18 protein-coding genes are annotated in these 25,603 nt (G+C 56.3%); 13 read left to right on the forward strand and 5 right to left on the reverse strand.

Going from position 1 to position 25,603, the window contains the following annotated elements:
- Positions 1-217 precede the first annotated feature (217 nt).
- From gudP to SK54_RS06660, 4 genes are all read left to right on the forward strand, one after another.
- Entirely contained in the window at positions 218-1,573 is a 1,356-nt protein-coding gene (gudP, locus tag SK54_RS06645; RefSeq protein WP_017692746.1) for a galactarate/glucarate/glycerate transporter GudP, read from the forward strand.
- Positions 1,573-2,913, forward strand: coding sequence for an enolase C-terminal domain-like protein (locus SK54_RS06650; RefSeq protein WP_026094263.1), 1,341 nt, complete (start codon positions 1,573-1,575; stop codon positions 2,911-2,913). The genes gudP and SK54_RS06650 overlap by 1 nt, the downstream gene beginning before the upstream one ends.
- A gap of 15 nt (positions 2,914-2,928) precedes the next feature.
- A complete protein-coding gene (gudD, locus tag SK54_RS06655) occupies positions 2,929-4,266 on the forward strand; it encodes a glucarate dehydratase (RefSeq protein WP_048246934.1) in 1,338 nt (445 codons plus the stop codon).
- Positions 4,267-4,343: 77 nt separating this feature from the next.
- The gene (locus tag SK54_RS06660; protein ID WP_045331239.1) at positions 4,344-5,489 is read left to right on the forward strand and encodes a glycerate kinase; all 1,146 of its coding nucleotides are present in this window, start codon (positions 4,344-4,346) and stop codon (positions 5,487-5,489) included.
- 50 nt (positions 5,490-5,539) lie between these two features.
- On the opposite strand, the gene barA is transcribed toward SK54_RS06660, so the two are convergent.
- Positions 5,540-8,299 (reverse strand): two-component sensor histidine kinase BarA, encoded by a 2,760-nt coding sequence (gene barA / locus SK54_RS06665; RefSeq protein ID WP_048246936.1) that lies wholly within the window; start codon positions 8,297-8,299, stop codon positions 5,540-5,542.
- Positions 8,300-8,356: 57 nt separating this feature from the next.
- Here barA and rlmD point away from each other — a divergent pair, with 57 nt between their 5' ends.
- The 5 genes from rlmD (at position 8,357) to eno (ending at position 16,039) form a co-directional block, all read left to right on the forward strand.
- Entirely contained in the window at positions 8,357-9,655 is a 1,299-nt protein-coding gene (rlmD, locus tag SK54_RS06670; RefSeq protein WP_023295343.1) for a 23S rRNA (uracil(1939)-C(5))-methyltransferase RlmD, read from the forward strand.
- Positions 9,656-9,706: 51 nt separating this feature from the next.
- A complete protein-coding gene (gene relA / locus SK54_RS06675) occupies positions 9,707-11,938 on the forward strand; it encodes a GTP diphosphokinase (protein WP_032654831.1) in 2,232 nt (743 codons plus the stop codon).
- A gap of 67 nt (positions 11,939-12,005) precedes the next feature.
- Positions 12,006-12,797: a nucleoside triphosphate pyrophosphohydrolase gene (gene mazG, locus SK54_RS06680; protein ID WP_017382826.1), complete on the forward strand. Its 792-nt coding sequence runs from the start codon at positions 12,006-12,008 to the stop codon at positions 12,795-12,797.
- A gap of 223 nt (positions 12,798-13,020) precedes the next feature.
- Positions 13,021-14,658, forward strand: coding sequence for a glutamine hydrolyzing CTP synthase (pyrG, locus tag SK54_RS06685; RefSeq protein WP_003862718.1), 1,638 nt, complete (start codon positions 13,021-13,023; stop codon positions 14,656-14,658).
- A gap of 82 nt (positions 14,659-14,740) precedes the next feature.
- On the forward strand, positions 14,741-16,039 hold the full coding sequence (gene eno, locus SK54_RS06690) for a phosphopyruvate hydratase (protein ID WP_006811784.1): 1,299 nt from the start codon (positions 14,741-14,743) through the stop codon (positions 16,037-16,039).
- A gap of 52 nt (positions 16,040-16,091) precedes the next feature.
- Here the strand turns inward: eno and SK54_RS06695 are convergent, their stop codons facing one another.
- Positions 16,092-16,916, reverse strand: coding sequence for a MurR/RpiR family transcriptional regulator (locus tag SK54_RS06695; RefSeq protein WP_015571725.1), 825 nt, complete (start codon positions 16,914-16,916; stop codon positions 16,092-16,094).
- Positions 16,917-17,082: 166 nt separating this feature from the next.
- On the opposite strand from SK54_RS06695, the gene SK54_RS06700 reads away from it, so the two are divergent.
- Genes SK54_RS06700 through queE form a run of 3 tightly spaced genes read left to right on the forward strand, consistent with a single transcriptional unit; the run spans position 17,083 to position 20,075 of the window.
- Positions 17,083-18,642 carry a maltose/glucose-specific PTS transporter subunit IIC gene (locus SK54_RS06700; protein ID WP_017382825.1) on the forward strand — a complete coding sequence of 520 codons (1,560 nt, stop codon included), beginning with the start codon at positions 17,083-17,085 and terminating at the stop codon, positions 18,640-18,642.
- Positions 18,642-19,349 (forward strand): N-acetylmannosamine-6-phosphate 2-epimerase, encoded by a 708-nt coding sequence (locus tag SK54_RS06705; protein ID WP_017692753.1) that lies wholly within the window; start codon positions 18,642-18,644, stop codon positions 19,347-19,349. Before SK54_RS06700 ends, SK54_RS06705 begins: the two co-directional genes overlap by 1 nt.
- A 54-nt stretch (positions 19,350-19,403) precedes the next feature.
- Complete coding sequence (gene queE, locus SK54_RS06710; protein ID WP_006811780.1) at positions 19,404-20,075, forward strand: 7-carboxy-7-deazaguanine synthase QueE; 672 nt, start codon at positions 19,404-19,406, stop codon at positions 20,073-20,075.
- A gap of 17 nt (positions 20,076-20,092) precedes the next feature.
- Here queE and SK54_RS06715 read toward each other — a convergent pair whose 3' ends face one another.
- On the reverse strand, positions 20,093-21,490 hold the full coding sequence (locus tag SK54_RS06715; RefSeq protein ID WP_048246938.1) for an MFS transporter: 1,398 nt from the start codon (positions 21,488-21,490) through the stop codon (positions 20,093-20,095).
- A 27-nt stretch (positions 21,491-21,517) separates the two neighbouring features.
- On the reverse strand, positions 21,518-22,687 hold the full coding sequence (locus SK54_RS06720) for a M20 aminoacylase family protein (RefSeq protein WP_048246941.1): 1,170 nt from the start codon (positions 22,685-22,687) through the stop codon (positions 21,518-21,520).
- Positions 22,688-22,858: 171 nt separating this feature from the next.
- Here SK54_RS06720 and SK54_RS06725 point away from each other — a divergent pair, with 171 nt between their 5' ends.
- Positions 22,859-25,213, forward strand: a complete 2,355-nt coding sequence (locus SK54_RS06725; RefSeq protein WP_048246942.1) for a helix-turn-helix domain-containing protein — start codon at positions 22,859-22,861, stop codon at positions 25,211-25,213.
- Here SK54_RS06725 and queD read toward each other — a convergent pair.
- Positions 25,198-25,563, reverse strand: coding sequence for a 6-carboxytetrahydropterin synthase QueD (gene queD, locus SK54_RS06730; RefSeq protein WP_006811776.1), 366 nt, complete (start codon positions 25,561-25,563; stop codon positions 25,198-25,200). The two genes, SK54_RS06725 and queD, sit on opposite strands and share 16 nt — an antisense overlap.
- Positions 25,564-25,603 lie beyond the last annotated feature (40 nt).

The following is a 25,603-nucleotide window of genomic DNA, read 5'->3' on the forward strand; positions in this document are numbered from 1 at the left end:
CACTCCTCTGGGCTTATGCCCTAAACAACCTCCCTCACGCCCTTCAATACTGTGTTTTTGCACGGTGAGGTGAAGAGGCACTCCTTCATATACTTTTCCCGTCACTATAAAACGGCTTCTGGCCGTACCAAAACCAAACACAAATCTCTCATTCTGATTACCCTACAGGTGCTGTACAGAATGAACCAGGCGAAAGCTATGTTTCAGGAGTGCAACAATGAGTACATTAAGCCACGCGGCGAGCAGCGCTGAGAAGCGCACCAACGCCCGCTACTGGATAGTGGTGATGCTGTTTATCGTCACCTCTTTCAACTACGGCGACCGTGCCACGTTATCCATTGCCGGCTCTGAGATGGCAAAGGACATCGGACTTGATCCGGTAGGTATGGGTTATGTTTTCTCCGCATTTTCATGGGCCTACGTAATCGGCCAAATCCCTGGCGGCTGGCTGCTGGACCGCTTTGGTTCAAAACGGGTCTATTTCTGGTCCATTTTCATCTGGTCGATGTTTACCCTGTTACAGGGCTTCGTGGATATCTTCAGCGGCTTCGGCATTATCATTGCGCTCTTTACCCTCCGCTTCCTGGTGGGCTTAGCGGAAGCGCCATCGTTCCCTGGCAACAGCCGTATTGTGGCCGCCTGGTTCCCGGCGCAGGAGAGGGGAACGGCGGTAGCCATCTTTAACTCGGCGCAATACTTTGCGACGGTTATTTTCGCGCCAATCATGGGCTGGCTGACGCACGAAGTGGGCTGGTCGCACGTCTTCTTCTTCATGGGCGGGCTGGGGATCGTCATCAGCTTCATCTGGCTGAAAGTGATCCACGAACCAAACCAGCATCCGGGCGTGAACAAGAAAGAGCTGGACTACATTGCTGAAGGTGGGGCGCTGATCAACATGGATCAGAAAACCCAGAAAGCTAAAGTTCCGTTCAGCCAGAAATGGGGGCAGATCAAACAGCTCGTCGGCTCACGAATGATGATCGGTATCTATCTCGGCCAGTACTGCATTAACGCCTTAACCTACTTCTTTATCACCTGGTTCCCGGTTTACCTGGTGCAGGCGCGTGGGATGTCGATTCTGAAGGCGGGGTTTGTCGCCTCCGTGCCGGCCATCTGCGGCTTCGTGGGTGGGGTGCTTGGCGGGGTCATCTCCGACTGGCTGATGCGTCGTACCGGTTCGCTGAATATTGCGCGTAAAACGCCAATCGTACTCGGCATGCTGCTCTCCATGACCATGGTGTTCTGTAACTACGTCAGCGCGGAGTGGATGATTATCGGCTTTATGGCGATGGCCTTCTTCGGTAAAGGCATTGGCGCACTGGGCTGGGCGGTGATGGCAGATACCGCGCCGAAAGAGATCAGCGGCCTGAGCGGCGGTCTGTTCAACATGTTTGGCAACATTTCCGGCATTGTCACCCCAATCGCTATCGGTTACATCGTCGGCAGCACCGGCTCCTTCAACGGCGCGCTGATTTATGTAGGCGTCCATGCGCTGGTGGCGGTACTCAGTTACCTGGTGCTGGTGGGTGACATCAAACGAATCGAACTGAAACCTGTTGGGGAGCGCGGATGATGACAACGCAATCAAGCCCGATCGTGACGGAGATGAAGGTCATTCCGGTGGCGGGGCAGGACAGCATGCTGCTCAACATTGGTGGCGCGCATAACGCCTGGTTCACCCGCAACATTGTGGTGCTGACCGACAGCGCAGGGAATACCGGCGTCGGGGAAGCGCCTGGCGGAGAGGTGATTTACCAGACGCTGGTCGACGCCATCCCGCAGGTGGTTGGGCAGGAGGTCGCCCGCCTGAACAAGGTGGTTCAGCGGGTGCATAAGGGCAACCAGTCGGCGGATTTTGATACCTTCGGCAAAGGCGCCTGGACGTTTGAACTGCGCGTTAACGCGGTGGCGGCGCTGGAGGCGGCTCTCCTCGATTTACTGGGCAAGGCGCTGAACGTGCCGGTCTGCGAACTGCTGGGGCCAGGCAAACAGCGTGATGCGGTAACGGTGCTGGGCTATCTGTTCTACGTTGGCGACCGGACGAAAACCGATCTGCCGTATCTGGAACGCTCGCCGGGCAGCCACGCGTGGTATCACCTGCGTCATCAGGAGGCGCTCTCTGGCGAAGCGGTGGTACGCCTGGCAGAGGCGGCGCAGGATCGCTACGGCTTTAAAGACTTCAAGCTGAAAGGCGGCGTTCTGCCGGGCGAGCAGGAGATTGACAGCGTGCGCGCGTTGAAAAAACGCTTCCCGGAGGCACGCATCACCGTCGATCCGAACGGCGCCTGGCTGCTGGATGAAGCTATCGCGCTGTGCAAAGGGCTGGGCGACGTGCTGACCTACGCGGAAGATCCGTGCGGCGCCGAGCAGGGCTTTTCTGGCCGCGAGGTGATGGCCGAATTCCGCCGCGCTACCGGGCTGCCGGTTGCAACCAACATGATCGCCACCAACTGGCGCGAAATGGGCCATGCGGTGATGCTGAATGCGGTGGACATACCGCTGGCGGACCCGCACTTCTGGACTCTTTCCGGCGCGGTGCGCGTGGCGCAGCTGTGCGATGACTGGGGGCTCACCTGGGGCTGCCACTCCAATAACCATTTCGACATTTCGCTGGCGATGTTTACCCACGTTGGCGCGGCGGCGCCGGGCAACCCGACCGCCATCGATACGCACTGGATCTGGCAGGAAGGCGAAGCGCGCCTGACCAAAAATCCACTTGAAATCAAAAACGGCACAATTGCCGTACCGGATGCGCCGGGGCTGGGCGTGGAGCTTGACTGGGATCAGATCCACAAGGCGCATGAAGCGTATAAAAAACTGCCGGGCGGCGCGCGCAACGACGCAGGCCCGATGCAGTACCTTATCCCCGGCTGGACATTTGACCGTAAGCGCCCTGTATTTGGACGTCACTGATAAAAGGATCGAACGATGAGCACATTTTCTACCCCTGTAGTCACCTCCATGCAGATCATTCCTGTCGCGGGACATGACAGCATGCTGATGAACCTGAGCGGCGCCCATTCGCCGTTCTTCACCCGTAATATTGTGGTGATCAAGGACAACTCAGGGCATACCGGTGTCGGTGAAATCCCGGGCGGGGAGAAGATCCGTAAAACGCTGGAGGACGCCATTCCGCTGGTGGTGGGTAAAACGCTGGGCGAGTACAAAAATGTGCTGACTCGCGTGCGTACGACCTTTGCCGATCGTGATGCGGGTGGCCGTGGTCTGCAAACGTTTGATCTGCGCACCACTATCCATGTGGTCACGGGCATTGAAGCCGCGATGCTGGATCTGCTGGGCCAGCATCTTGGCGTCAATGTCGCCTCCCTGCTGGGCGACGGCCAACAGCGCAGCGAAGTGGAAATGCTCGGCTACCTGTTCTTTATCGGCAACCGCAAACTCACCCCGCTGCCGTACCAGAGCCAGCCGGACGAAAAATGCGACTGGTATCGTGTGCGTCACGATGAAGCGATGACCCCGGACGCGGTAGTGCGCCTGGCGGAAGCCGCGTATGAAAAATATGGCTTTAATGACTTCAAGCTGAAAGGCGGCGTACTGGCGGGTGAAGAAGAAGCAGAGGCGATCGCCGCGCTGGCGAAGCGCTTCCCGCAGGCGCGCGTCACGCTGGATCCGAACGGTGCCTGGTCGCTTGATGAGGCGATAAAAATCGGTAAGCAGCTTAAAGGCGTGCTGGCCTATGCGGAAGATCCGTGCGGTGCAGAGCAGGGGTTCTCCGGACGTGAAGTGATGGCGGAGTTCCGTCGCGCCACCGGGCTGCCAACCGCCACCAACATGATCGCGACCGACTGGCGTCAGATGGGGCACACGCTCTCGCTGCAATCGGTGGACATTCCGCTGGCAGACCCGCACTTCTGGACGATGCAGGGCTCGGTTCGCGTGGCGCAGATGTGCCATGAGTTCGGCCTGACCTGGGGCTCGCACTCCAACAACCACTTCGACATCTCGCTGGCGATGTTCACCCACGTGGCGGCTGCCGCGCCGGGCAACATTACCGCTATCGACACCCACTGGATCTGGCAGGAGGGCAACCAGCGCCTGACCAAACAGCCGTTTGAAATCAAAGGCGGTATGGTACAGGTTCCTGCTACACCGGGTCTGGGCGTAGAACTGGATATGGACCAGGTCATGAAAGCACATGAGCTGTACCAGAAACACGGCCTGGGTGCGCGTGATGACGCGCTGGCGATGCAATACCTGATCCCAGAGTGGACATTCGACAATAAACGTCCGAGCATGGTACGATAAGCACATTGGGACCGCTCCCATGAGTGGTCCCTTACGTGGTGTATGCTTAACGTAACTAACATGCGTAAGGATGGCTTATGAAAATTGTTATCGCTCCGGACTCGTATAAGGAAAGCTTGAGCGCGCTGGAGGTGGCGACAGCGATAGAGGTCGGTTTTCGCGACATTTTCCCGTCAGCGGACTATGTCAAATTACCGGTTGCCGATGGTGGCGAAGGGACGGTGGAAGCGATGGTGGCAGCCACGCATGGGCGTCTTGTCCATGTTCCCGTTACCGGGCCTTTGGGTGAACGCGTGGAAGGGTTTTTCGGGTTATCCGGAGACGGGAAAAGCGCCTTTATCGAGATGGCGGCAGCGAGCGGTCTGGAGCTTGTTGCTCCCGCAAAGCGTAACCCGTTAATCACCACCTCCTGGGGAACCGGGGAACTGATCCGTCATGCGCTGGATGCGGGCGTTAAGCATATCATTATTGGCATTGGAGGCAGCGCGACCAATGACGGTGGCGCAGGCATGGTGCAGGCGCTGGGCGTAAAACTGCTGGATGCGAAAGCGCAGCCCGTAGGGCCGGGCGGCGGCGAACTGGCAAGCCTTGCACATATCGATCTTAGCGGGCTGGATAAGCGGCTGGCAGACTGTCGAATTGAAGTGGCCTGCGATGTAACCAACCCTCTGATCGGCGAGACAGGCGCTTCTGCGGTATTTGGTCCGCAGAAAGGGGCGACGCCGGAGATGGTCAGGACGCTGGACAACGCGCTGGCGCATTACGCAAAAATTATCGCCCGGGATCTGGATATTGACGTCTTAAACCTGGCGGGCGGCGGTGCGGCTGGCGGAATGGGGGCGGCGCTGTATGCATTTTGCGGCGCACAGCTCCGTCAGGGGATTGAGATTGTCACCGATGCCCTGCATCTTGATGAACAGGTCGCGGACGCCGATCTGGTGATCACGGGCGAAGGGCGTATCGACAGCCAGACGATCCACGGCAAAGTGCCCGTTGGCGTGGCGAGAGTCGCGAAACGCTATAACAAGCCAGTTATCGGCATTGCCGGCAGCCTGACGGCGGATGTTGGCGTGGTGCATGAGCATGGACTGGATGCCGTATTCAGCGTGATTTACACCATCTGCTCGCTGGAGGATGCGCTGGAAAATGCGCAACAGAATGTACAGATGGCCGCAAGGAATATTGCGGCGGTGATAAAGATGGGGCAGGGGATGTCGCGTTAACGTTCGTGCTCCTGTAAGCCCGGTAAGCGAAGCGCCACCGGGCTTTGGTCTTAGCTCCCCAACACCTTCATTGCTTCCCGCGTCACGTTGTCCATCTCGTCCAGCAGCTCCAGGAACTCCGGTTCGAGATCGGATACTGGCGTACCCGCGCGGAGCTGCTGTTCAAGCAACTGGCAGAGATTTTTCAACCGCGGTACGCCGCTGTAGCCGCAGCTGCCATGCAGTTTATGAATGGCTTCCAGCAGTCCTTCGGGGTTTTCACCCACCAGCTGTTCTTCAACCTTGTTACGGATCTCAGGCAGGAAGTCCACCAGCATTTGCAGCATATCGCGGGCCAGATCGGGTTTGCCTGCCGCCTGGCGCAGCGCCAGTTGCCAGTCAAACGTGGCATTCTGGTTAACGCTGATCTCCGGCGATTCAGCTGTAATGGTGTATGTCCCGCCAATGTGCCCCGGCTTGTAGCGCAGCAGCAGGCTGTGCAGCTTCTCTTCGTCGATCGGTTTCGCCAGATAATCGTTCATGCCCGCACCCAGCAGTTTCTCCTTTTGCCCCGCCATCGCGTGCGCCGTCACGGCAATCACCGGCGTCTGCTGCTGGTGCGGAAGCTGGCGAATCAACTCGCAGGCGCGGATGCCATCCATGCCCGGCATCTGAATATCCATCAGGATCAGGTCGAACTGCATCTGTTTGGCTTGTTCCACGGCTTCGGCGCCGCTGGTACACAGCTCAACATGCTGAACCTGATCCTCAAGCAGCACGCCAATCAGCTTCAGGTTCGCCGGGTTATCGTCCACGGCCATCACCGTCATCGGCAGCTTATGTTCGTCGTTTTCCAGCGGCAGGGACTGATGCGTCAGACGGCAATATTCGGTCAACGCAGGTAACAGTCGTGTGGCGGTGAGGGGTTTCAGCAGACACGCCGCCGCTCCGTCGTTTTTCAGCTCTTCGGCGTTGATTTGGGCGTGGCACGGCAGCGCCAGCAGCAGGTAGTCCGTCATTGAGGCCGCCTTCGCCAGGCGTTCCTGCTGCATGGTCAGTTCTCCGGTAAACGTCACCGGAATCCCCAACAACAGGATATCGTAATGATCGTTCGCCAGCGCGGAGAAGGTCGGGCTGTAGATTACCTCCAGCGGCGTGCTGCTTAATACATCCAGCGTACACTGCGCCGCCGCGGCGTTCGGTTCCACATAGGCCAGACGCATCCCTTTCAGGCAGCCGGTGACCGGGCCGTCGGTCTGCACGTTAGGGTTAAGATCAAGGTTGATATGGAACCAGAAGGTTGAGCCCCGGTTAGGCTGGCTGTGGAAGGAGATATCGCCTCCCATCTCTTTCACCAGCTTTTGGGTGATCACCAGCCCCAGGCCCGTTCCGCCGTGACGACGGGAAATGCTCGCATCGGCCTGGCGGAAAGCCTGGAACAGACGCGTCTGATCGCGCTCCGGAATACCGATGCCGGTATCCCGGATCTGCACTTCAATCTGGACTTTGTTATTACTGAGCGCCCTTTTTTCGACCAGAATGTCGATGTTGCCGCTCTCGGTGAACTTAATCGCGTTGCCCACCAGATTGGTAATGACCTGTTGCAGGCGCAGCGGGTCGCCAATAACGTTATCCGGCACATCATTTTTAATATTGAGCGTCAGTTCCAGACCCTTATCATGCGATGAGTGGGCAAGAAGCGTGACCACGTCATCCAGCGTGCTGCGCAGCGGGAAGGGAATACTCTCCAGAATCAGCTTGCCCGCTTCCAGCTTCGAGAAGTCCAGTACGTCGTTAATAATGGTCAGCAGGTTGTTGGCTGAGCGTTCAATGGTATGCAGATGGTCACGCTGGGTCGGGTTCAGCTCGCTTTTGAGCGTCAGACGGGTGAAGCCAATCACCCCGTTCAGCGGCGTGCGCAGCTCGTGCGACATGTTCGCCAGGAACTCAGACTTAATACGTGCCGCCTCCTGCGCACGTTTTTTCGCCAGATCCAGCTCCACGTTTTGGATCTCCATCTGCTCCAGCGTTTCGCGCAGGTCAGAGGTGGCCTGGTCAACGTTGTGCTGCATCTCTTCGTGATAAGCCGCCAGCGACATCGCCATTGAGTTGATGCCATTTTTCAGCATATCCAGCTCGCCGAGCATAAAGCCTTCCACGCGGCTGTCGAGCTGACCCCGGCGGATCCGGTCAACGGTATTCACCATGTTGCGGATAGGCCCCGTGACGTCGCGCATCAGTCGCCAGCCGAAGATCAGCGCGATGCCGATACAGAACAGCATCATCACGCCGGAGATGAATATTTCTTTGTACTGCTGGAGCCGTACCGACTTAAGATCCAGCTCCAGCGCCACATATCCCAGCATATTATTGCTGGACTTCGCATCGGACTGGGCGGATTCATCGGGTGAATAGCTTTCGGAGATAATCGGCGTGCGCAGGATCATGATATCGCCGCGCCGCAACACCGTAAGATGACGCGGGAAGGGGGTACCATCCGGAATTTTCAGCGACGTGGGATCCAGATGGAAATTCGAGGTGACGAACAGACGGTTATGCTCATCGTAAACGGAAATGGCGCGCACGATCTCTGAATGACGGCGGTGCAGCACGCTGATTAACTGACCAATGGATTCACGGTTTTGCAGGTTCATACCGTACTCGCTGGAGACGGCCAGCGGTTCGATAATGCTGGCCCCGGCATCTTCAAGCTGTCTCTGCAAATCGTTATAGCGATGCACCACAAAGAAAATGCTCAGCAGCAAACCGATGAGAACGGTAGGAGCGAGGATCAAAATCATCATGCGCGCGCGCAGGCTGTAGTTGGTCATGGAGTTCCGTTATGGGACAATCAGGCTAATTATGTTTATTTGAGAACAATCTCGGCGATGGCGCAATTCTACTCTGCAAAACGACGCGTGACGACGCGTCAGATCATAACTGTTGAAGCCACGGACCTCGATCCTTTTGGACAGGGGGTGGCGCGTCACAAGGGTAAGACACTGTTTATCACAGGTTTGCTGCCAGGAGAACGCGCAGATATTACGCTGACGGAAGAAAAACGTCAGTATGCGCGCGGTCAGGTCAAGCGCCGTCTTAATGATAGCCCGGAGCGCGTGATGCCTCGCTGCCCCCATTTTGGCGTCTGCGGTGGCTGCCAGCAACAGCATGCCAGCACAGAATTACAGCAAAAAAGTAAAAGCAGCGCGCTGGCCCGCCTGGTCGGACACGACGTGAATGACATCATTGCCGATCGGCCCTGGGGCTACCGTCGCCGCGCTCGCCTGAGCCTCAGCTACCAGTCCAAAACCGAGCGGCTGGAGATGGGTTTTCGCAAAGCCGGCTCCAGCGATATCGTCTCTGTCACGCAGTGCCCTGTTTTGGTGCCCCATCTTGAGGCGTTGCTCCCGGACGTGCACCACTGTCTTGCATCGCTGGATGGCGTGCGTTCGCTGGGCCATGTCGAACTGGTGCTGGCCAACAGTGGCCCGCTGATGGTACTGCGCCACACCGCGCCGCTGTCAAAGGCAGATCGCGAAAAACTGGAACGCTTTTCGCATTCTCATGAGCTTGCGCTTTTCCTCGCGCCGCAAAGCGAGATACTTGAGCAGGTCAGCGGAGAAGCGCCCTGGTATGCGTCAGACGGGCTACGCTTAACGTTCAGCCCGCGGGATTTTATCCAGGTTAACGACGGCGTGAACCAGCAGATGGTAGCGAACGCGCTGGCGTGGCTGGACGTACAGCCCACCGATCGGGTGCTCGATCTGTTCTGCGGTATGGGGAACTTTACCCTGCCGCTGGCCCGCAAAGCAGCAAGCGTGGTCGGGGTGGAAGGCGTTGAGGCGCTGGTGGTGAAAGGCCAGGAAAACGCCCAACAGAACGGCTTGCAAAATGTGACATTCTTTCATCAAAATCTTGAGGATGATGTTACTCAGCAACCGTGGGCTAAGCAGGGCTTTGATAAGATCCTGCTCGACCCGGCGCGCGCAGGTGCGCCGGGCGTGATGCAGCATATAATTAAACTCGCGCCTGAACGCGTGGTCTATGTTTCCTGTAACCCGGCGACGCTTGCCCGTGACAGCGAAGCATTATTGAGCGGGGGTTACCAGATTCGACGTCTGGCAATGCTGGACATGTTCCCGCACACTGGTCATCTGGAATCGATGGTGTTGTTCGAGCACATCTAATGAGTTTGGCTTGTCGACTTCGACAGGCCCTTGTCCCTAAAGGAGAGGACGATGGTTGCGGTAAGAAGTGCACATTTAAATAAAGCTGGTGAGTTTGACCCTCAAAAATGGATCGCAAGTCTGGGGATTTCCAGCCAGCAGTCGTGTGAACGCTTAACCGAAACCTGGGCCTATTGTTTACGCACAACGCAGGGGCATCCGGACGCTGAACTGCTGTTGTGGCGCGGCGTGGAGATGGTTGAAATTCTCTCCATGCTGAACATGGACATCGAAACGCTACAGGCCGCACTGCTGTTCCCCCTGGCGGACGCCGACGTGGTGACGGAAGACGTCCTGCGTGAAAGCGTCGGCCAGTCCGTCGTGGCGCTTATCCACGGCGTGCGTGACATGGCAGCCATTCGTCAGCTTAAAGCCGCGCAAACGGACTCTGTCTCTTCCGAGCAGGTGGATAACGTCCGTCGCATGCTGCTGGCGATGGTAGATGATTTCCGCTGCGTGGTTATCAAGCTGGCCGAACGGGTTGCCCATCTGCGTGAAGTGAAGGATGCGCCGGAAGACGAGCGCGTCCTGGCCGCTAAAGAGTGTACGAATATCTATGCGCCGCTGGCGAACCGTCTCGGTATCGGGCAACTGAAGTGGGAGCTGGAAGATTACTGCTTCCGCTACCTGCATCCGGCGGAATACAAACGCATTGCAAAATTGCTGCACGAACGCCGCATTGACCGCGAGCACTATATCGAGGAATTTGTCGGCGGGCTGCGCCAGTCGATGAAAGAGGAGAATGTGCGCGCCGAGGTCTACGGGCGTCCGAAGCACATCTACAGCATCTGGCGCAAAATGCAGAAGAAACATCTCGCCTTTGACGAGCTGTTTGACGTGCGCGCCGTACGTATCGTGGCGGAGCGTCTCCAGGACTGCTATGCCGCGCTGGGGATAGTGCATACTCACTTCCGCCATCTGCCGGATGAGTTCGATGACTACGTCGCCAACCCCAAACCAAACGGCTATCAGTCTATTCATACCGTGGTGCTCGGCCCTGGCGGCAAAACGGTGGAAATTCAGATCCGTACCAAACAGATGCACGAAGACGCCGAGCTGGGCGTGGCGGCGCACTGGAAATACAAAGAGGGTACCTCCGGCGGCGGTCGCTCCGGTCACGAGGACCGTATCGCCTGGCTGCGTAAGCTGATTGCGTGGCAGGAAGAGATGGCCGACTCCGGCGAAATGCTCGACGAAGTGCGCAGTCAGGTCTTCGACGATCGCGTCTACGTCTTTACCCCGAAAGGGGATGTTGTTGATTTGCCGGCAGGCTCCACGCCGCTCGATTTCGCCTACCACATCCACAGCGATGTGGGGCACCGTTGCATCGGGGCGAAGATCGGCGGACGTATCGTACCGTTTACCTACCAGCTCCAGATGGGCGATCAGATTGAAATCATCACCCAGAAGCAGCCAAACCCAAGCCGCGACTGGCTGAATCCGAACCTCGGTTACGTTACCACCAGCCGTGGGCGCTCTAAAATCCACGCCTGGTTCCGCAAGCAGGATCGTGACAAGAACATCCTTGCCGGTCGTCAGATCCTGGACGACGAGCTGGAACATATCGGGATAAGCCTGAAAGAGGCGGAGAAGTTCCTGCTGCCACGCTACAACTTCAACGAGCTCGACGAACTGTTAGCGGCGATTGGTGGCGGCGATATCCGCCTGAACCAGATGGTGAACTTCCTGCAAGCGCAGTTCAACAAGCCAAGCGCAGCGGAGCAGGATGCGGCGGCGCTGAAACAGCTCCAGCAGAAAACCTACGCTCCGCAGCAGCGCAGCAAGGACAATGGCCGCGTGGTGGTTGAAGGGGTGGGTAACCTCATGCACCATATTGCCCGCTGCTGCCAGCCGATCCCGGGAGACGATATTGTCGGCTTTATCACCCAGGGGCGTGGGATCTCGATTCACCGCTCCGACTGCGATCAGCTTGCAGAGCTGCAATCGCATGCGCCGGAACGTATCGTGGAAGCCGTCTGGGGGGAGAGCTACTCGGCGGGTTACTCGCTGGTGGTGCGCGTCACTGCCAACGACCGCAGCGGCCTGCTGCGCGACATCACCACCATTCTCGCCAACGAGAAGGTCAACGTGCTGGGCGTTGCCAGCCGCAGCGATACCCGCGAGCAGCTTGCCACCATCGATATGACTATCGAAATCTATAACCTTCAGGTGCTGGGCCGCGTACTCGGCAAACTGAACCAGGTGCCGGATGTGATTGACGCGCGTCGTCTGCACGGCGGCTAAACATCCTCTTCTGTAGGCCGGGTAAGGCAACGCCGCCACCCGGCTCAGGCATTTAATGGAATCTGTTATGACTCAAATCGACCGCCTGCTTGGCATCATGAAACGCCTGCGCGACCCGGAAAACGGCTGCCCGTGGGATAAAGAGCAGACTTTCGCCACCATTGCGCCTTACACGCTGGAAGAGACCTACGAAGTGCTGGACGCGATTTCGCGCGAAGATTTCGACGACCTGCGCGGTGAGCTGGGCGACCTGCTGTTCCAGGTTGTGTTCTACGCGCAGATGGCGCAGGAAGAGGGGCGCTTTAACTTTGACGATATCTGCGCCGCTATCAGCGACAAGCTGGAGCGTCGTCATCCGCATATTTTTGGCGATGCCTCCGCAGGCAACAGTGCGGAAGTGCTGGCGCGCTGGGAGCAGATAAAAAGCGCCGAACGCGCTGAAAAATCCCAGCACTCGGCGCTGGACGACATTCCCCTGAACCTTCCCGCGCTGATGCGCGCGCACAAAATTCAAAAGCGCTGCTCGGCGGTAGGGTTTGACTGGAACTCTCTCGGCCCGGTGCTGGAAAAAGTGCACGAAGAGATCGACGAAGTGATGCATGAAGCGCAGCAGGCCGTTGTGGATGAAGCAAAGCTGGAAGAGGAGATGGGCGATCTGCTGTTTGCGACCGTCAACCTTTCGCGCCACCTCGGTGTAAAAGCGGAAACCGCCCTGCAAAAAGCAAACATTAAATTCGAACGACGCTTTCGCGAAGTTGAGCGGATTGTGGCCTCGCGCGGCCTGGAAATGAGCGGGATTGACCTCGACGCGATGGAAGAAGTCTGGCAGGAAGTAAAACGCCAGGAACATGATCTCTAACGAGATTTTGCGATCAAGCGCAATTTGTGTGATTTTTTAAATGACAAGCGCTTGATTTGCGTCAAAAACATTTACCCAAAAGGGGCTATTTTCTCACTCCTTATGTTTGTCATGGCCTGGAGTGGAGACGGAGAATGAAAGTTTGTGGCGCTCGTCGTGTTCGGGTATACTACTTTCCCGTCCTGGTTATTCCATCGTTTCACCCTAACTTCTCAGGTTCAGCATGACAACGAACTATATTTTTGTGACCGGCGGGGTCGTATCCTCTCTGGGTAAAGGCATTGCCGCAGCCTCCCTCGCAGCCATTCTTGAAGCCCGTGGCCTCAATGTGACCATGATGAAACTGGATCCGTACATCAACGTCGATCCTGGCACCATGAGCCCAACCCAACACGGGGAAGTGTTCGTTACTGAAGACGGCGCTGAAACCGATCTGGATCTTGGCCACTACGAGCGTTTCATCCGTACCAAAATGACCCGTCGTAACAACTTTACGACTGGCCGTATCTACTCTGACGTTCTGCGTAAAGAGCGCCGTGGTGACTACCTGGGCGCGACCGTGCAGGTCATCCCACACATCACTAACGCCATTAAAGAGCGTGTCCTTGCCGGTGGCGAAGGGCATGACGTTGTGCTGGTTGAAATCGGCGGTACCGTAGGGGATATCGAATCCCTGCCGTTCCTCGAAGCGATTCGTCAGTTGGCGGTAGATATTGGTCGTGAGCACGCGCTGTTCATGCACCTGACGCTGGTGCCTTACATGGCAGCAGCAGGTGAAGTGAAAACCAAACCGACTCAGCACTCTGTTAAAGAGCTGCTCTCCATCGGTATTCAGCCTGACATCCTGGTTTGCCGTTCCGATCGCGCGATTCCGGCGAACGAACGCGCGAAAATTGCATTGTTCTGTAACGTGCCTGAAAAAGCCGTTATTTCAATGAAAGATGTCGATTCCATTTATAAAATCCCGGGCCTGTTGAAATCACAGGGTCTGGACGATTATATTTGTAAACGATTCAGCTTGAACTGTCCGGAAGCTAACCTGTCTGAATGGGAGCAGGTGATTTACGAAGAAGCCAATCCGGGCGGCGAAGTGACTATCGGTATGGTCGGCAAGTACATCGAACTGCCGGATGCCTACAAGTCAGTTATCGAAGCGCTGAAACACGGTGGTCTGAAGAATCGCGTCTCTGTGAACATCAAGCTGATTGATTCACAGGATGTGGAGACGCGCGGCGTTGAAATTCTTAAAGATCTGGATGCTATCCTCATCCCTGGCGGCTTCGGCTACCGTGGTGTTGAAGGCAAGATCGCCACTGCACGCTATGCGCGTGAAAACAATATTCCATACCTCGGTATCTGCCTGGGTATGCAGGTTGCGCTGATTGAATTTGCGCGCAACGTAGCGGGAATGGAAAACGCGAACTCTACGGAATTTGTGCCAGACTGTAAGTACCCTGTTGTGGCGCTGATTACGGAATGGCGCGACGAAGACGGTAACGTCGAAGTCCGTACCGAGAAGAGCGATCTGGGTGGCACCATGCGTCTTGGCGCACAGGCATGCCAGCTGTCCGACGATAGCGTGGTACGCAAGCTGTACGGCGAGCCGGTCATCACCGAGCGCCATCGTCACCGCTATGAAGTCAACAACATGTTGTTGAAACAAATTGAAGCTGCGGGTCTGCGTGTTGCGGGCCGTTCCGGGGATGATCAGTTAGTCGAGATCATCGAAGTGCCTAACCATCCGTGGTTCGTGGCCTGCCAATTCCACCCGGAATTTACTTCAACGCCGCGTGACGGGCATCCGCTGTTTGCAGGCTTCGTGAAAGCCGCCAGCGAGTACCAGAAGCGTCAGGCGAAGTAAAAAAAGTTAGAACGGCAACGCGTACCTTTGGTACGCGTTGTTTGTCTGGAGTTTTAGTTTAACTTGTACTGAGGAAAATCTAATGTCCAAAATCGTTAAAGTCATCGGTCGTGAAATCATCGACTCCCGTGGTAACCCGACCGTTGAAGCTGAAGTTCATCTGGAAGGTGGTTTCGTCGGTATGGCAGCGGCTCCATCAGGTGCTTCTACAGGTTCCCGCGAAGCGCTGGAACTGCGTGATGGCGACAAATCCCGTTTCATGGGCAAAGGCGTACTGAAAGCGGTTGGCGCTGTTAACGGTCCTATTGCTCAGGCTATCGTTGGCAAAGATGCTAAAGATCAGGCTGGCATCGACAAGATCATGATCGATCTGGACGGTACTGAAAACAAATCTAACTTCGGTGCGAACGCAATCCTGGCCGTTTCCCTGGCGAACGCCAAAGCGGCAGCGGCAGCTAAAGGCATGCCACTGTTCGAGCACATCGCTGAACTGAACGGCACCCCAGGCAAATACTCCATGCCTGTACCAATGATGAACATCATCAACGGTGGTGAGCACGCAGACAACAACGTTGATATTCAGGAATTCATGATTCAGCCAGTTGGCGCGAAAACCCTGAAAGAAGCGGTACGTATGGGTTCTGAAGTGTTCCACAACCTGGCTAAAGTTCTGAAAGCTAAAGGCATGAACACGGCTGTTGGTGACGAAGGCGGCTACGCGCCAAACCTGGGTTCTAACGCAGAAGCACTGGCTGTTATCGCTGAAGCAGTTAAAGCAGCAGGCTACGAGCTGGGCAAAGACATCACCCTGGCGATGGACTGCGCAGCATCTGAATTCTACAAAGACGGTAAATACGTTCTGGCCGGCGAAGGCAACAAAGCGTTCACCTCTGAAGAATTCACCCACTTCCTGGAAGACCTGACCAAACAGTACCCAATCGTTTCTATCGAAGACGGTCTGGACGAGTCTGACTGGGATGGTTTCGCATACCAGACCAAAGTACTGGGCGACAAAATCCAGCTGGTTGGTGACGATCTGTTCGTAACCAACACCAAGATCCTGAAAGAAGGCATCGAGAAAGGCATCGTTAACTCCATCCTGATCAAATTCAACCAGATCGGTTCTCTGACCGAAACGCTGGCTGCGATCAAAATGGCGAAAGACGCTGGCTACACCGCGGTTATCTCTCACCGTTCTGGCGAAACTGAAGATGCTACCATCGCTGACCTGGCTGTTGGTACCGCTGCTGGCCAGATCAAAACCGGTTCTATGAGCCGTTCTGACCGTGTTGCTAAATACAACCAGCTGATTCGTATCGAAGAAGCGCTGGGCGAAAAAGCACCTTACAACGGTCGTAAAGAGATCAAAGGCCAGGCATAAGCCTGAACCTTCGTTCTTATGAAAAAACCCGCTTCGGCGGGTTTTTTGTTTTCTATAGCAGAAGCGGCAACGTGGCGCTTGCCGTTTGCTGGCTAACGTCACCGTAATGGCTGTCTACTGCAATAAGGGACGTGGTTAGCAGTTCAACCAGTAGCATCACGCCAACCTTGGCGTTGAGCGCACCCGCGCTCAGCGGTCCCTCGGGTTTGGCTGCAACCAGCTGTAAATCGCTCAGGGAGGCCAGCGGGCTGCGGGGCGTATTGCTGAGCGCCAGTACCTTAACGCCGCGCTTGCGGGCGAGTTTCACCACGTGAAGCAGATCCCGTGTAGAGCCGGAACTTGAGATGGCCACCACCAGCGTCTCTTTCGAGAGCGTCGTCGCGTTCATGGCGGCGCGATGCATATCGCTAAACAGCTGTGCAGGTTTGCCGAGTCGCAGCAGCTTGTAATGCAAATACTCCCCCAGAATCGCGCTGGCCGCCACTCCGTAAATTTGCACTGACTGCGCCTGATGCAGGGCCAGTGTCGCCTGTTCAAGCTGGGCCCGGTCAAGGAGTTTTGCGGTATCTTGCAGCGCCTGGACAGACTCATCCACCACGTTATCTATTGCATCTCCTGCCTGACGCTCCGGCAAACCCTGCTGAATATCCAGCGCAAGCGCCATTTTAAATTCGTTATATCCCTTACAGCCCAGCGTGCGGCAAAGGCGTGTGACGCTGGCCTCGCTGGTGCCGCTTTCACGCGCCAGCTCGGTGATCGTCAGGTAGAGCACCCTGGCAGGATCGTTGAGGACAAACTCCCCCAGTTTTTGTTGCGTTGGGCTGTACCCGGAAGCCTCCTGGCGTAGCTTCAGCAGCAGGTTTTCATGGTCCGACATGCTAGATCCTTAATGCGTTTCTCTGCCAACTAGTGTGGCGGAAAGCGGGGGAAAGATGCCAGTCATTTCGAAAAAGTATGATCGGTGTCCTGGTTTTTGGTGGTAATTTTCACAATTAAAAATATATGTGGTAAAAATTTTCATCAATAACCAGGGGGATAAAAAAATGATGCAAATGTTCAGCGGAGCGTCTTCCGGCGGATGGTTTGAAAAAGCGCAGCGCTTCGGCAAATCCTTTATGTTACCCATCGCCATACTGCCCGCAGCAGGTCTGTTGCTGGGGATCGGCGGGGCGCTATCGAATCCAAATACGCTTACTGCGTATCCATTTTTAGACGTTGGCTGGCTACAGGCCATCTTTACCATCATGAGCAGCGCAGGCTCGATTGTGTTTGCAAACCTGTCGGTACTGTTTGCTGTTGGGGTCGCCGTTGGGCTGGCGAAAAATGATAAAGGCACGGCAGGGCTGGCGGCGTTGCTCGCTTATCTGGTGATGAATGCCACTATCAATGCGCTGCTGATCCTGACCGGAAAACTGGCGCATGAGAACCCGGGCGCCGTAGGGCAGGGCATGACGCTGGGTATTCAGACGCTTGAAACGGGCGTGTTTGGTGGGGTAGTTATTGGGCTGGTGACCTGCGCACTGCATCATCGGTTTAATAAAATTGCGCTTCCGCAATTCCTGGGCTTTTTTGGCGGCTCACGCTTCGTTCCCATTATCAGCTCACTGGCGGCGATACTCGTCGGCGCGCTGATGACCGTGGTCTGGCCGCATTTTCAGAAGCTGATCTTTGGCCTCGGCGGGCTGGTGGATGCCACCGGCTATCTGGGGACTTTGCTGTACGGCTTCATCCTGCGCATGCTTGGCCCGTTTGGTTTGCATCACATCTTCTATCTTCCGTTCTGGACCACCGCGCTTGGCGGCAGTGAAATTGTTAACGGTCACCTGGTTGAGGGCACGCAGCGGATCTTCTTCGCCCAGCTCGCCGACCCGAACACGCAGCATTTCTATGAGGGCACGTCGCGCTTCATGTCCGGGCGCTTTATTACCATGATGTTTGGTCTGCTCGGCGCCTGCCTTGCGATGTACCACACGGCCAGGCCGGAGAACAAAAAGCGGGTTGCCGGGCTGCTGCTCTCTGCGGCGTTAACCTCATTCCTGACGGGAATTACCGAGCCCATAGAGTTCTCATTCCTGTTTATTGCCCCGGTGCTGTACGTCATTCATGCGCTGTTTGACGGGCTGGCGTTCATGCTCGCGCACATGCTGCACATCACCATCGGACAAACATTCTCCGGCGGGTTTATTGATTTCGTGCTGTTCGGCATTTTGCAGGGGGAAGCGAAAACTAACTGGATGTTCGTCCCGCTGGTGGGCGTACCGTGGTTCTTCCTTTACTACTGTACCTTCCGCTATCTGATCAAACGTTTTGATTTTGCCACGCCGGGCCGTGAAAAGGAGGCGTTGGCTGACGAGGCTACCCTGCCGCAAAGCGAGCGCGCCGCGGCGGTGATCGCCGGGCTGGGAGGAAAAGACAATCTGGATGACGTTGACTGCTGCGCCACGCGCCTTCGCGTCACGGTGAAAGACGGTAGCAAAGTCAATGAATCTGCACTGAAAGCGACCGGCGCCCGCGGCGTAATCGTCCGCGGCAACGGGGTCCAGGTCATCTATGGCCCGCACGTCACCATTATCAAAAACGAAGTAGAAGAGATCTTATCGTAATGAAAACTGTACTGGATAACCTGAAAGGAAAACTGGTCGTCTCCTGCCAGGCGCTGGAAAACGAACCGCTGCACAGCCCGTTTATTATGTCGCGAATGGCGCTGGCGGCGGCCCAGGGCGGTGCCGCTGCGATCCGCGCCAATAGCGTGGTGGATATTGAGGCTATCAAAGGGCTGGTCTCACTGCCGGTAATCGGCATCATCAAACGAGACTATCCGGACAGCGAGGTGTTCATCACCGCAACGCTCAAAGAAGTGGATGAGTTGATGGCGGTCGGCCCGGAGATCGTTGCGCTGGATGCGACCGCCCGGAAACGGCCCGGTGGCGGATCGCTGGACATGCTGATCGCGCAGATCCGCACCCGTTACCCTTCGCTGCTGCTGATGGCGGATATTGCCACCGTGCAGGAGGCCGTGGCCGCGCAGGCGCTGGGGTTTGATTGCGTCGGAACCACCCTTTACGGTTATACGGCGGAGACTGCGGGCCATTCGCTACCGGAAAATGACTGCGCGTTTTTGAAAGAGGTGCTGTCTGCCGTCACGATCCCCGTGATTGCTGAAGGTAACGTGGATACGCCTGAACGCGCGGCCAGGTGTCTGGCGCTGGGGGCGCACACGGTTGTCGTCGGCGGGGCGATCACCCGACCACAGCAAATTACGGAACGGTTTATGGCGGCAATTGGCGCGCAAAGCACCGATGGAGCATGATCATCTGACGGGGATCTGCGATACTTATCGTTTATCCCCTTAACAGAGTTGACTATGCAGTACCCGATTAACGAGATGTTCCAGACCCTGCAAGGCGAGGGTTACTTTACCGGCGTTCCCGCTATCTTTATTCGTTTACAGGGATGCCCGGTTGGCTGCGCCTGGTGTGATACCAAACATACGTGGGATAAGCTCGCAGATCGGGAAGTGTCGCTATTCAGCATTCTGGCGAAAACCAAAGAGAGCGATAAATGGGGCGCGGGCAGCGCGGAAGATCTGCTTGCCATTATTGGTCGTCAGGGCTGGACGGCGCGGCATGTGGTGATCACCGGCGGGGAACCCTGCATTCACGATCTGATGCCGCTCACCGAACTGCTCGAGAAGAACGGCTATAGCTGTCAGATCGAAACCAGCGGCACCCATGAAGTGCGCTGCTCCCATTCAACGTGGGTAACGGTTTCACCGAAAGTGAATATGCGCGGCGGGTATGACGTACTGTCGCAGGCGCTTGAGCGTGCTGATGAGATCAAACATCCGGTGGGGCGCGTGCGTGACATCGAAGCGCTGGATGAACTGCTGGCGACGCTGACGGACGAAAAGCAGCGCGTGATCGCGCTACAGCCTATCAGCCAGAAAGACGATGCGACCCGTCTGTGCATTGAAACCTGTATCGCCCGCAACTGGCGGCTGTCGATGCAGACGCACAAATATCTGAACATTGCCTGATACTTTTGTGGCCCCGCTTAACGCGGGGCTTTTGTTGTTGGCAGTAAAGCCCAGGTCACGACTGCCGACCCAAGGCAAATCGCACTGTTGAAAAGCAAGGCATACTGCGCGGCACTGGCCGTTCCCATCGGCAGCCATAGCGCGTACAGCGATGCGGTGACCGCGATCCCCATGGCGCCGCCCAGGGAACTGCCCATCTTATAGATCCCAGAAGCCACCCCCACTTTGTTTTCAGGGGCATTCATTACCGCCGTGTCCGTTGAGGGCGTGGCGTAACATCCGAGCCCCAGCCCGAATAAAATATTGCTCAGAAAAACGGTAACAATGTAGACCTCTTTGCTTAAGAAGGTGCATGAAATCAGCGAAATACCTGTTGCGGTCAGCAGCGGGCCGGTCATCATCGGCAGCCTGGCGCCATAGCGCTGAAGCAGTTTTTCACCCACCCGGATCATCGCCAGTACGGTAACCAGATACCCCAGCGTCATCATGCCGGTCTGTAGCGGTGACAGATGATGGCCTTGCTGCAACCAGATGCTGGCAATCATCATGGTGCCAATGCAGCCGTTGAGCAGGAAATTTGAGAATACCGAGGCGCTATAGGCCCGGTTTTTAAACAGGGCGAAATCGATCAGCGCCGCATCGCCTTTCCGCCGCCCGGTAACGACAAAACACATCAGTGCAATCACGGCTCCACACAGTACAAGAAGCGATAAACTGCTGCTCCAGCCCCAGCTGTGTCCTTTGCTGATAAACAGATTGAACAGCACCAGCATAAGGACAAAACTCACCAGGCCGCTGATATCCAGTTTGTGTCGACACGCATTAGGGCTGCGGCTTTCCGGCGTGGCGCGGATAAGCAATAGCGCGACCAGCGCTACCACCATCGACAAAATAAAAATCCAGCGCCAGCCCAGCGTGGTGGCGATGGCGCCTCCCACAAACGAGCTCAGGCCACTCCCGCCCCATGAACCGATAACCCAGAAACTGATTGCGCGCTGGCGTGCTTTACCTTCATACCAGGTTTTAATCAGCGCCAGCGTGGCGGGCATAATGCAGGCCGCTGATAGCCCCTGTATCGCTCGTCCCAACAGAAACAGGACGGGCTCCCATGAAATGAACAGCAGACCACTCCCGATCATGCTCAGGATCAGGCCAATCATGGTCAGGCGCATGCGCCCAAACTTATCGGCAAACCCACCGCAGGCGACGACAAAACAGCCGCTGAACAACGCGCTAAGGCTGACGGCCAGCGTAAGGGTTTCGAGGGCAATATCGAGGCTATTCTGCATGGCCGGAACCACGTTGATAACCGACTGGGCAAACAGCCAGAATGTCAGAACGCTCATGACGATACCCGCCAGCAGCCGATCGTTACCGGCGTAGGCGGATGCGCCTGTCAGGGAAACGGTACTCATAGTGCAGCCCTCCCGGGAAGGTGCGAATCAGCGCAAATAGTGTTCGGTCAGTGCGGCCCACAGCGCCGCGCCGGTGAGGAGAATGTTGTCGTTAAAGTCGTAGCCCGGGTTATGTACCATGCAGCGGTCAGGCTCATCCCCGGCGCCAAGCGTGAAATAGCATCCATTGGGATTTTTCTCGAGCATGAAAGCAAAGTCCTCGCTGCCCATAAACGCATTGATCTCCGCGACGGCATCCTGACCGAACAGATCGGTGGCGACGCTGCGCACCATCTCGTTGGCTTGCGGATTGTTTTTCAGCACCGGGCTGCCGTTAATGTGTCGAATGGTGGCCGTCGCATTGAAACTTTCCGCCTGTGCAACGGCGATATCATGGATACGCTGTAGCACGGTTTGCCGCACGCGTTCATCCAGCGTGCGCACGGTAAGTTTCATCAATACTTTGTCGTTGATAATGTTGGGGGCATGTCCGGCCTGAATGCTGCCTACGGTAACGACGGCAGGCTGAAAAGGGGTGATATTGCGCGAAACAATGGACTGCAACGCGATAGTGATATGACAGGCAACCAGGGTGGCGTCAACGGTATGTTCTGGCACCGCGCCGTGACCACCTACGCCGTTAACCTCAATATGAAGGGTGTCGGAAGAGGCCATCATGGCGCCATCGCGCAGACCAATTTTTCCGAGGGGCTGTGACGGCATATTGTGCAGGCCAAAGATGTGGTCGCAGGGGAACAGGTCAAACAAACCGTCCTCTACCATAACGCGTCCGCCATACAGAAGTTCTTCCGCGGGCTGAAAAATAAGGTGCAGCGTGCCGTTAAAATTGCGGGTGCGTGCCAGGTACTCCGCTGCATACAGGAGCGTTGTTGTGTGGCCGTCATGACCGCAGCCGTGGAATTTACCCTCAACGGTACTGCTCCACGCCTTGCCGTTGTTTTCCTGCATTGGCAGCGCATCCATATCGGCGCGCAGGCCCAGGCGTTTATGCCCGTTACCCACCTTCAGTGTGCCGACCACACCGGTTTTCGCCAGGCCGCGATGAACCTCATATCCCCATTCCTGAAGCAGCGCTGCAACGCGATCGCTCGTGTTGTGCTCCTCAAAACCAATTTCAGGATGCTGATGAAAATAGTGACGTAATTCAGTGAACCGGGCTTCGTTGCCACGCAGAGCTTCGATAATTGGATGTGTCATTTTTGTTATCCTTTTTCTGCCAAACGATGATAATTTCGAGTCTATGACGATCGTCCCGCCTGAAAATGCATTTTTTTGTTGTAAAGCGACGGCTTTATTTTGATTGTTTTTCATACAATTCAGTTATGACAAAAAAGATCAGGTCATTTTTTGTCTTTGGTGAGGGGTAAGATGGCGCAACGGGGAGATGAGTTTTGGATAGAGATTCAGGACATTCGCCACTGCGTGGAGGATGAAGGCGATACGCTAACGTTGCTCTGGGTGCTGGAAGGGCGGGCAGAGCTGAACACCGATGTGGGACATGACATCCTGGAGGCCAATACCCTTGCTATCATCAACCGTCATCGGCGCTGGCAGTTCACGAGCGAAACGGCAAATGTCACCCTGCGCGTAACCCTTTCCGGGCGCTGGGTCGTCCAGCTCTGCAATGATTTTTTTGCCCATGATTATGCTGTACCGGCAGAAGCCGGAGGCGTCTGGCCCCAATGCGATGCGCTTCGCGATCTGCTGCGCCAGCTTCTTGTGGTCACCCTCATCAACGACCCGCACCGCTACCGGCTGGAGGCGTACCGCTGGCTGAGCGAGATATTGCTGTTGCTGACCAGCCGCTTTCAACAGCCTGCCCGTATGCTGTCCCGGGAACTTTCCTCAGCGCACAGCAAACGCATCGCCCGGGTGATAGAGCGGATCAATGCCAGTTATTCCCGCCGTATTACGCTTGCGGAAATCGCCGCGAGTGAATATGTCTCTGAAGCCTGGCTCTCTCGTCTCTTTCGCAAGGAGGTGGGGATCAGTTTCATGCAGTACATCACCCACCTGCGGCTGGAAAAGGCGGCCGACGCTCTCCGGCTGACGAACCGACCGCTGCACCAGATTGCGCTTGAGCAGGGTTTCGCCAGCACGCGTATGATGAGCGATCGGTTCAGGCGTGTTCACAATATGTCCCCGGGTGAGTTTCGTAAGGCCCGGCGCCAGCACCCGGAGGCGGCACGTATTCGGACGGACAGGCGTGAGCAGCGCTATCCGGTCGCCGTGGACAAGCTGTTTAGCCTGATCAATGAACCGGTGGCGCGCGGTTGGGGAGCCTCGCCGCTCATCGTTCATCCGCAGCAGGAGCAGAGCCTGGATCTTGAGCAGCTTAATCCTCTTTCTGCCTCGCTGCGCCGTATGCGGGTGGTCATTACCCTGCGTGAACTCGACGATTTGCTGCGTGAGGACGTCCGACAAAATCTGGAGGCGATAAATGAGGCCATTCCCATTGAGGGAATTGATATCGCCGAACCTTTTCTCAGCAGTCGTCTGTTTGCCACCGGGTGGGATGACCCCCAGATGGCGGGCTACGCCTGCTGGTACAATCTGCATCAGCTCTTCACCTGGCTGGCAAAAAAGCAGTGGACGGTGCTACTGCACACCGGCGTAACGACCCGTCGCGATCTTCTTACCCGTTTTTTACAACAGTCGGTTAATCATTTTTCGCCAGAGATCACCGCGGGCTGGCACTTCGTCATGCACTGGTCAACACAGGCGAGTGAGGAGACCCGGGAGCAGGTCTGGCTGGCCCAGCAAAAGGCAATACGAACTTATCTTCCGCAGGCAAAGTTTGGTTTATGGCACCGATTTGCCCCCGTCAGCGCGGGCGTAAGCGACGATACCCTGTTCAGTTCAGCCATCCTGATGCAGGCCGATTTTCTTGCCTGTTCGGCCGATGCCAATGAGCTTCTCGATCCCGCGCAACTGGGGGCAACCCCTCTCTCCTCAACGGAAAATTATCCGATACTGAAGGTCCGCCAGATCCTCGCTGCCCTTCGCTTGCGTAAATGTTCGCTTCCCGTCTGGCTTCTCTCCTGGAATACCCTCACCGGCAACACGCGGGCGACAAACGGCTGGTTTTTTCGTGGGGCGTTGCTGATGCAGAACCTGCTCGGGCTTTCGGAGCAGGTCTGGCTGGCGGGATTCTGGCTCAATTCGGGCCTTCAGGGAGAAGCCCGTGCGAACAACACCATCGATACATCAAGCCTGGCGCTACAGTATAACCATGGTCTGCCGCGTCCGGTTTATTGGGTACTCTGGCTCTGGCAACGTCTGCGGGGCGAGGTGCTGGTCAATGATAAGCGTGTCCTGCTTACGCGCCATCTCAATGGTTATCAGCTGTTGCTGCGTAATGTGGTGGTTTTTAATCCGCTGCTTTCCAGTGAAGAAGCATTCATCCAGCGTTTTCGCCAGCAGTATCATTTACACCTGAAGGGAATGTGCGGTAAATGGCGAATTAAATGTCATCTGTTTGATCAGCACAACGGCGCGCTCTATCCGTTACTTGAAGGGGTTGGCAGCGAAAGCGGCCCTGATGAAGAGATGTGGCGCTGGATAGCGCATAAAGCGCGTCCAACGCTTTCCGTACGCGATGAACGCCTTTATGACGGCTGGCAACTGAGTGAATCACTGGAGAGTAATGCGCTGGTGCTCTACGAGTTTACGCCGCTCGTGCCTCGTGAGGCCGCAACGGAGGAGATTCACTCCCCGCGGTAGACGCAGCCTGCCGTGCAGGTCTCTTTGATCATCACCGCGCTCAGCAGCGGCACCAGCGGTTTCATCTGATCCCAAATCCATTTCGCCAGCACTTCGCTGGTCGGGTTTTCAAGGCCCGGAATATCATTCAGGTAGTAGTGATCGAGACGATCGTAGGTCGGCTTAAACGCAGCCTTCAGTTCGGCAAAGTCCATGATCCAGCCCGTATGGGGATCGACTTCACCGGTGATTTCAAGACGCACCATAAACGAGTGTCCATGCAGGCGGCCACATTTGTGCCCGGCAGGAACGTGTGGAAGGTGGTGTGCGGCTTCGAAGGTGAAATCTTTAAACAGTGTGGTGGACATCATAGCTCTCAGGAATGCGGAAAAAACCGCCGCATAGTACCGG

This window comes from Enterobacter sp. MGH120 (assembly GCF_001037725.1).
In the GTDB taxonomy this organism is placed as follows: Bacteria; Pseudomonadota; Gammaproteobacteria; order Enterobacterales; family Enterobacteriaceae; genus Enterobacter; species Enterobacter hormaechei_C.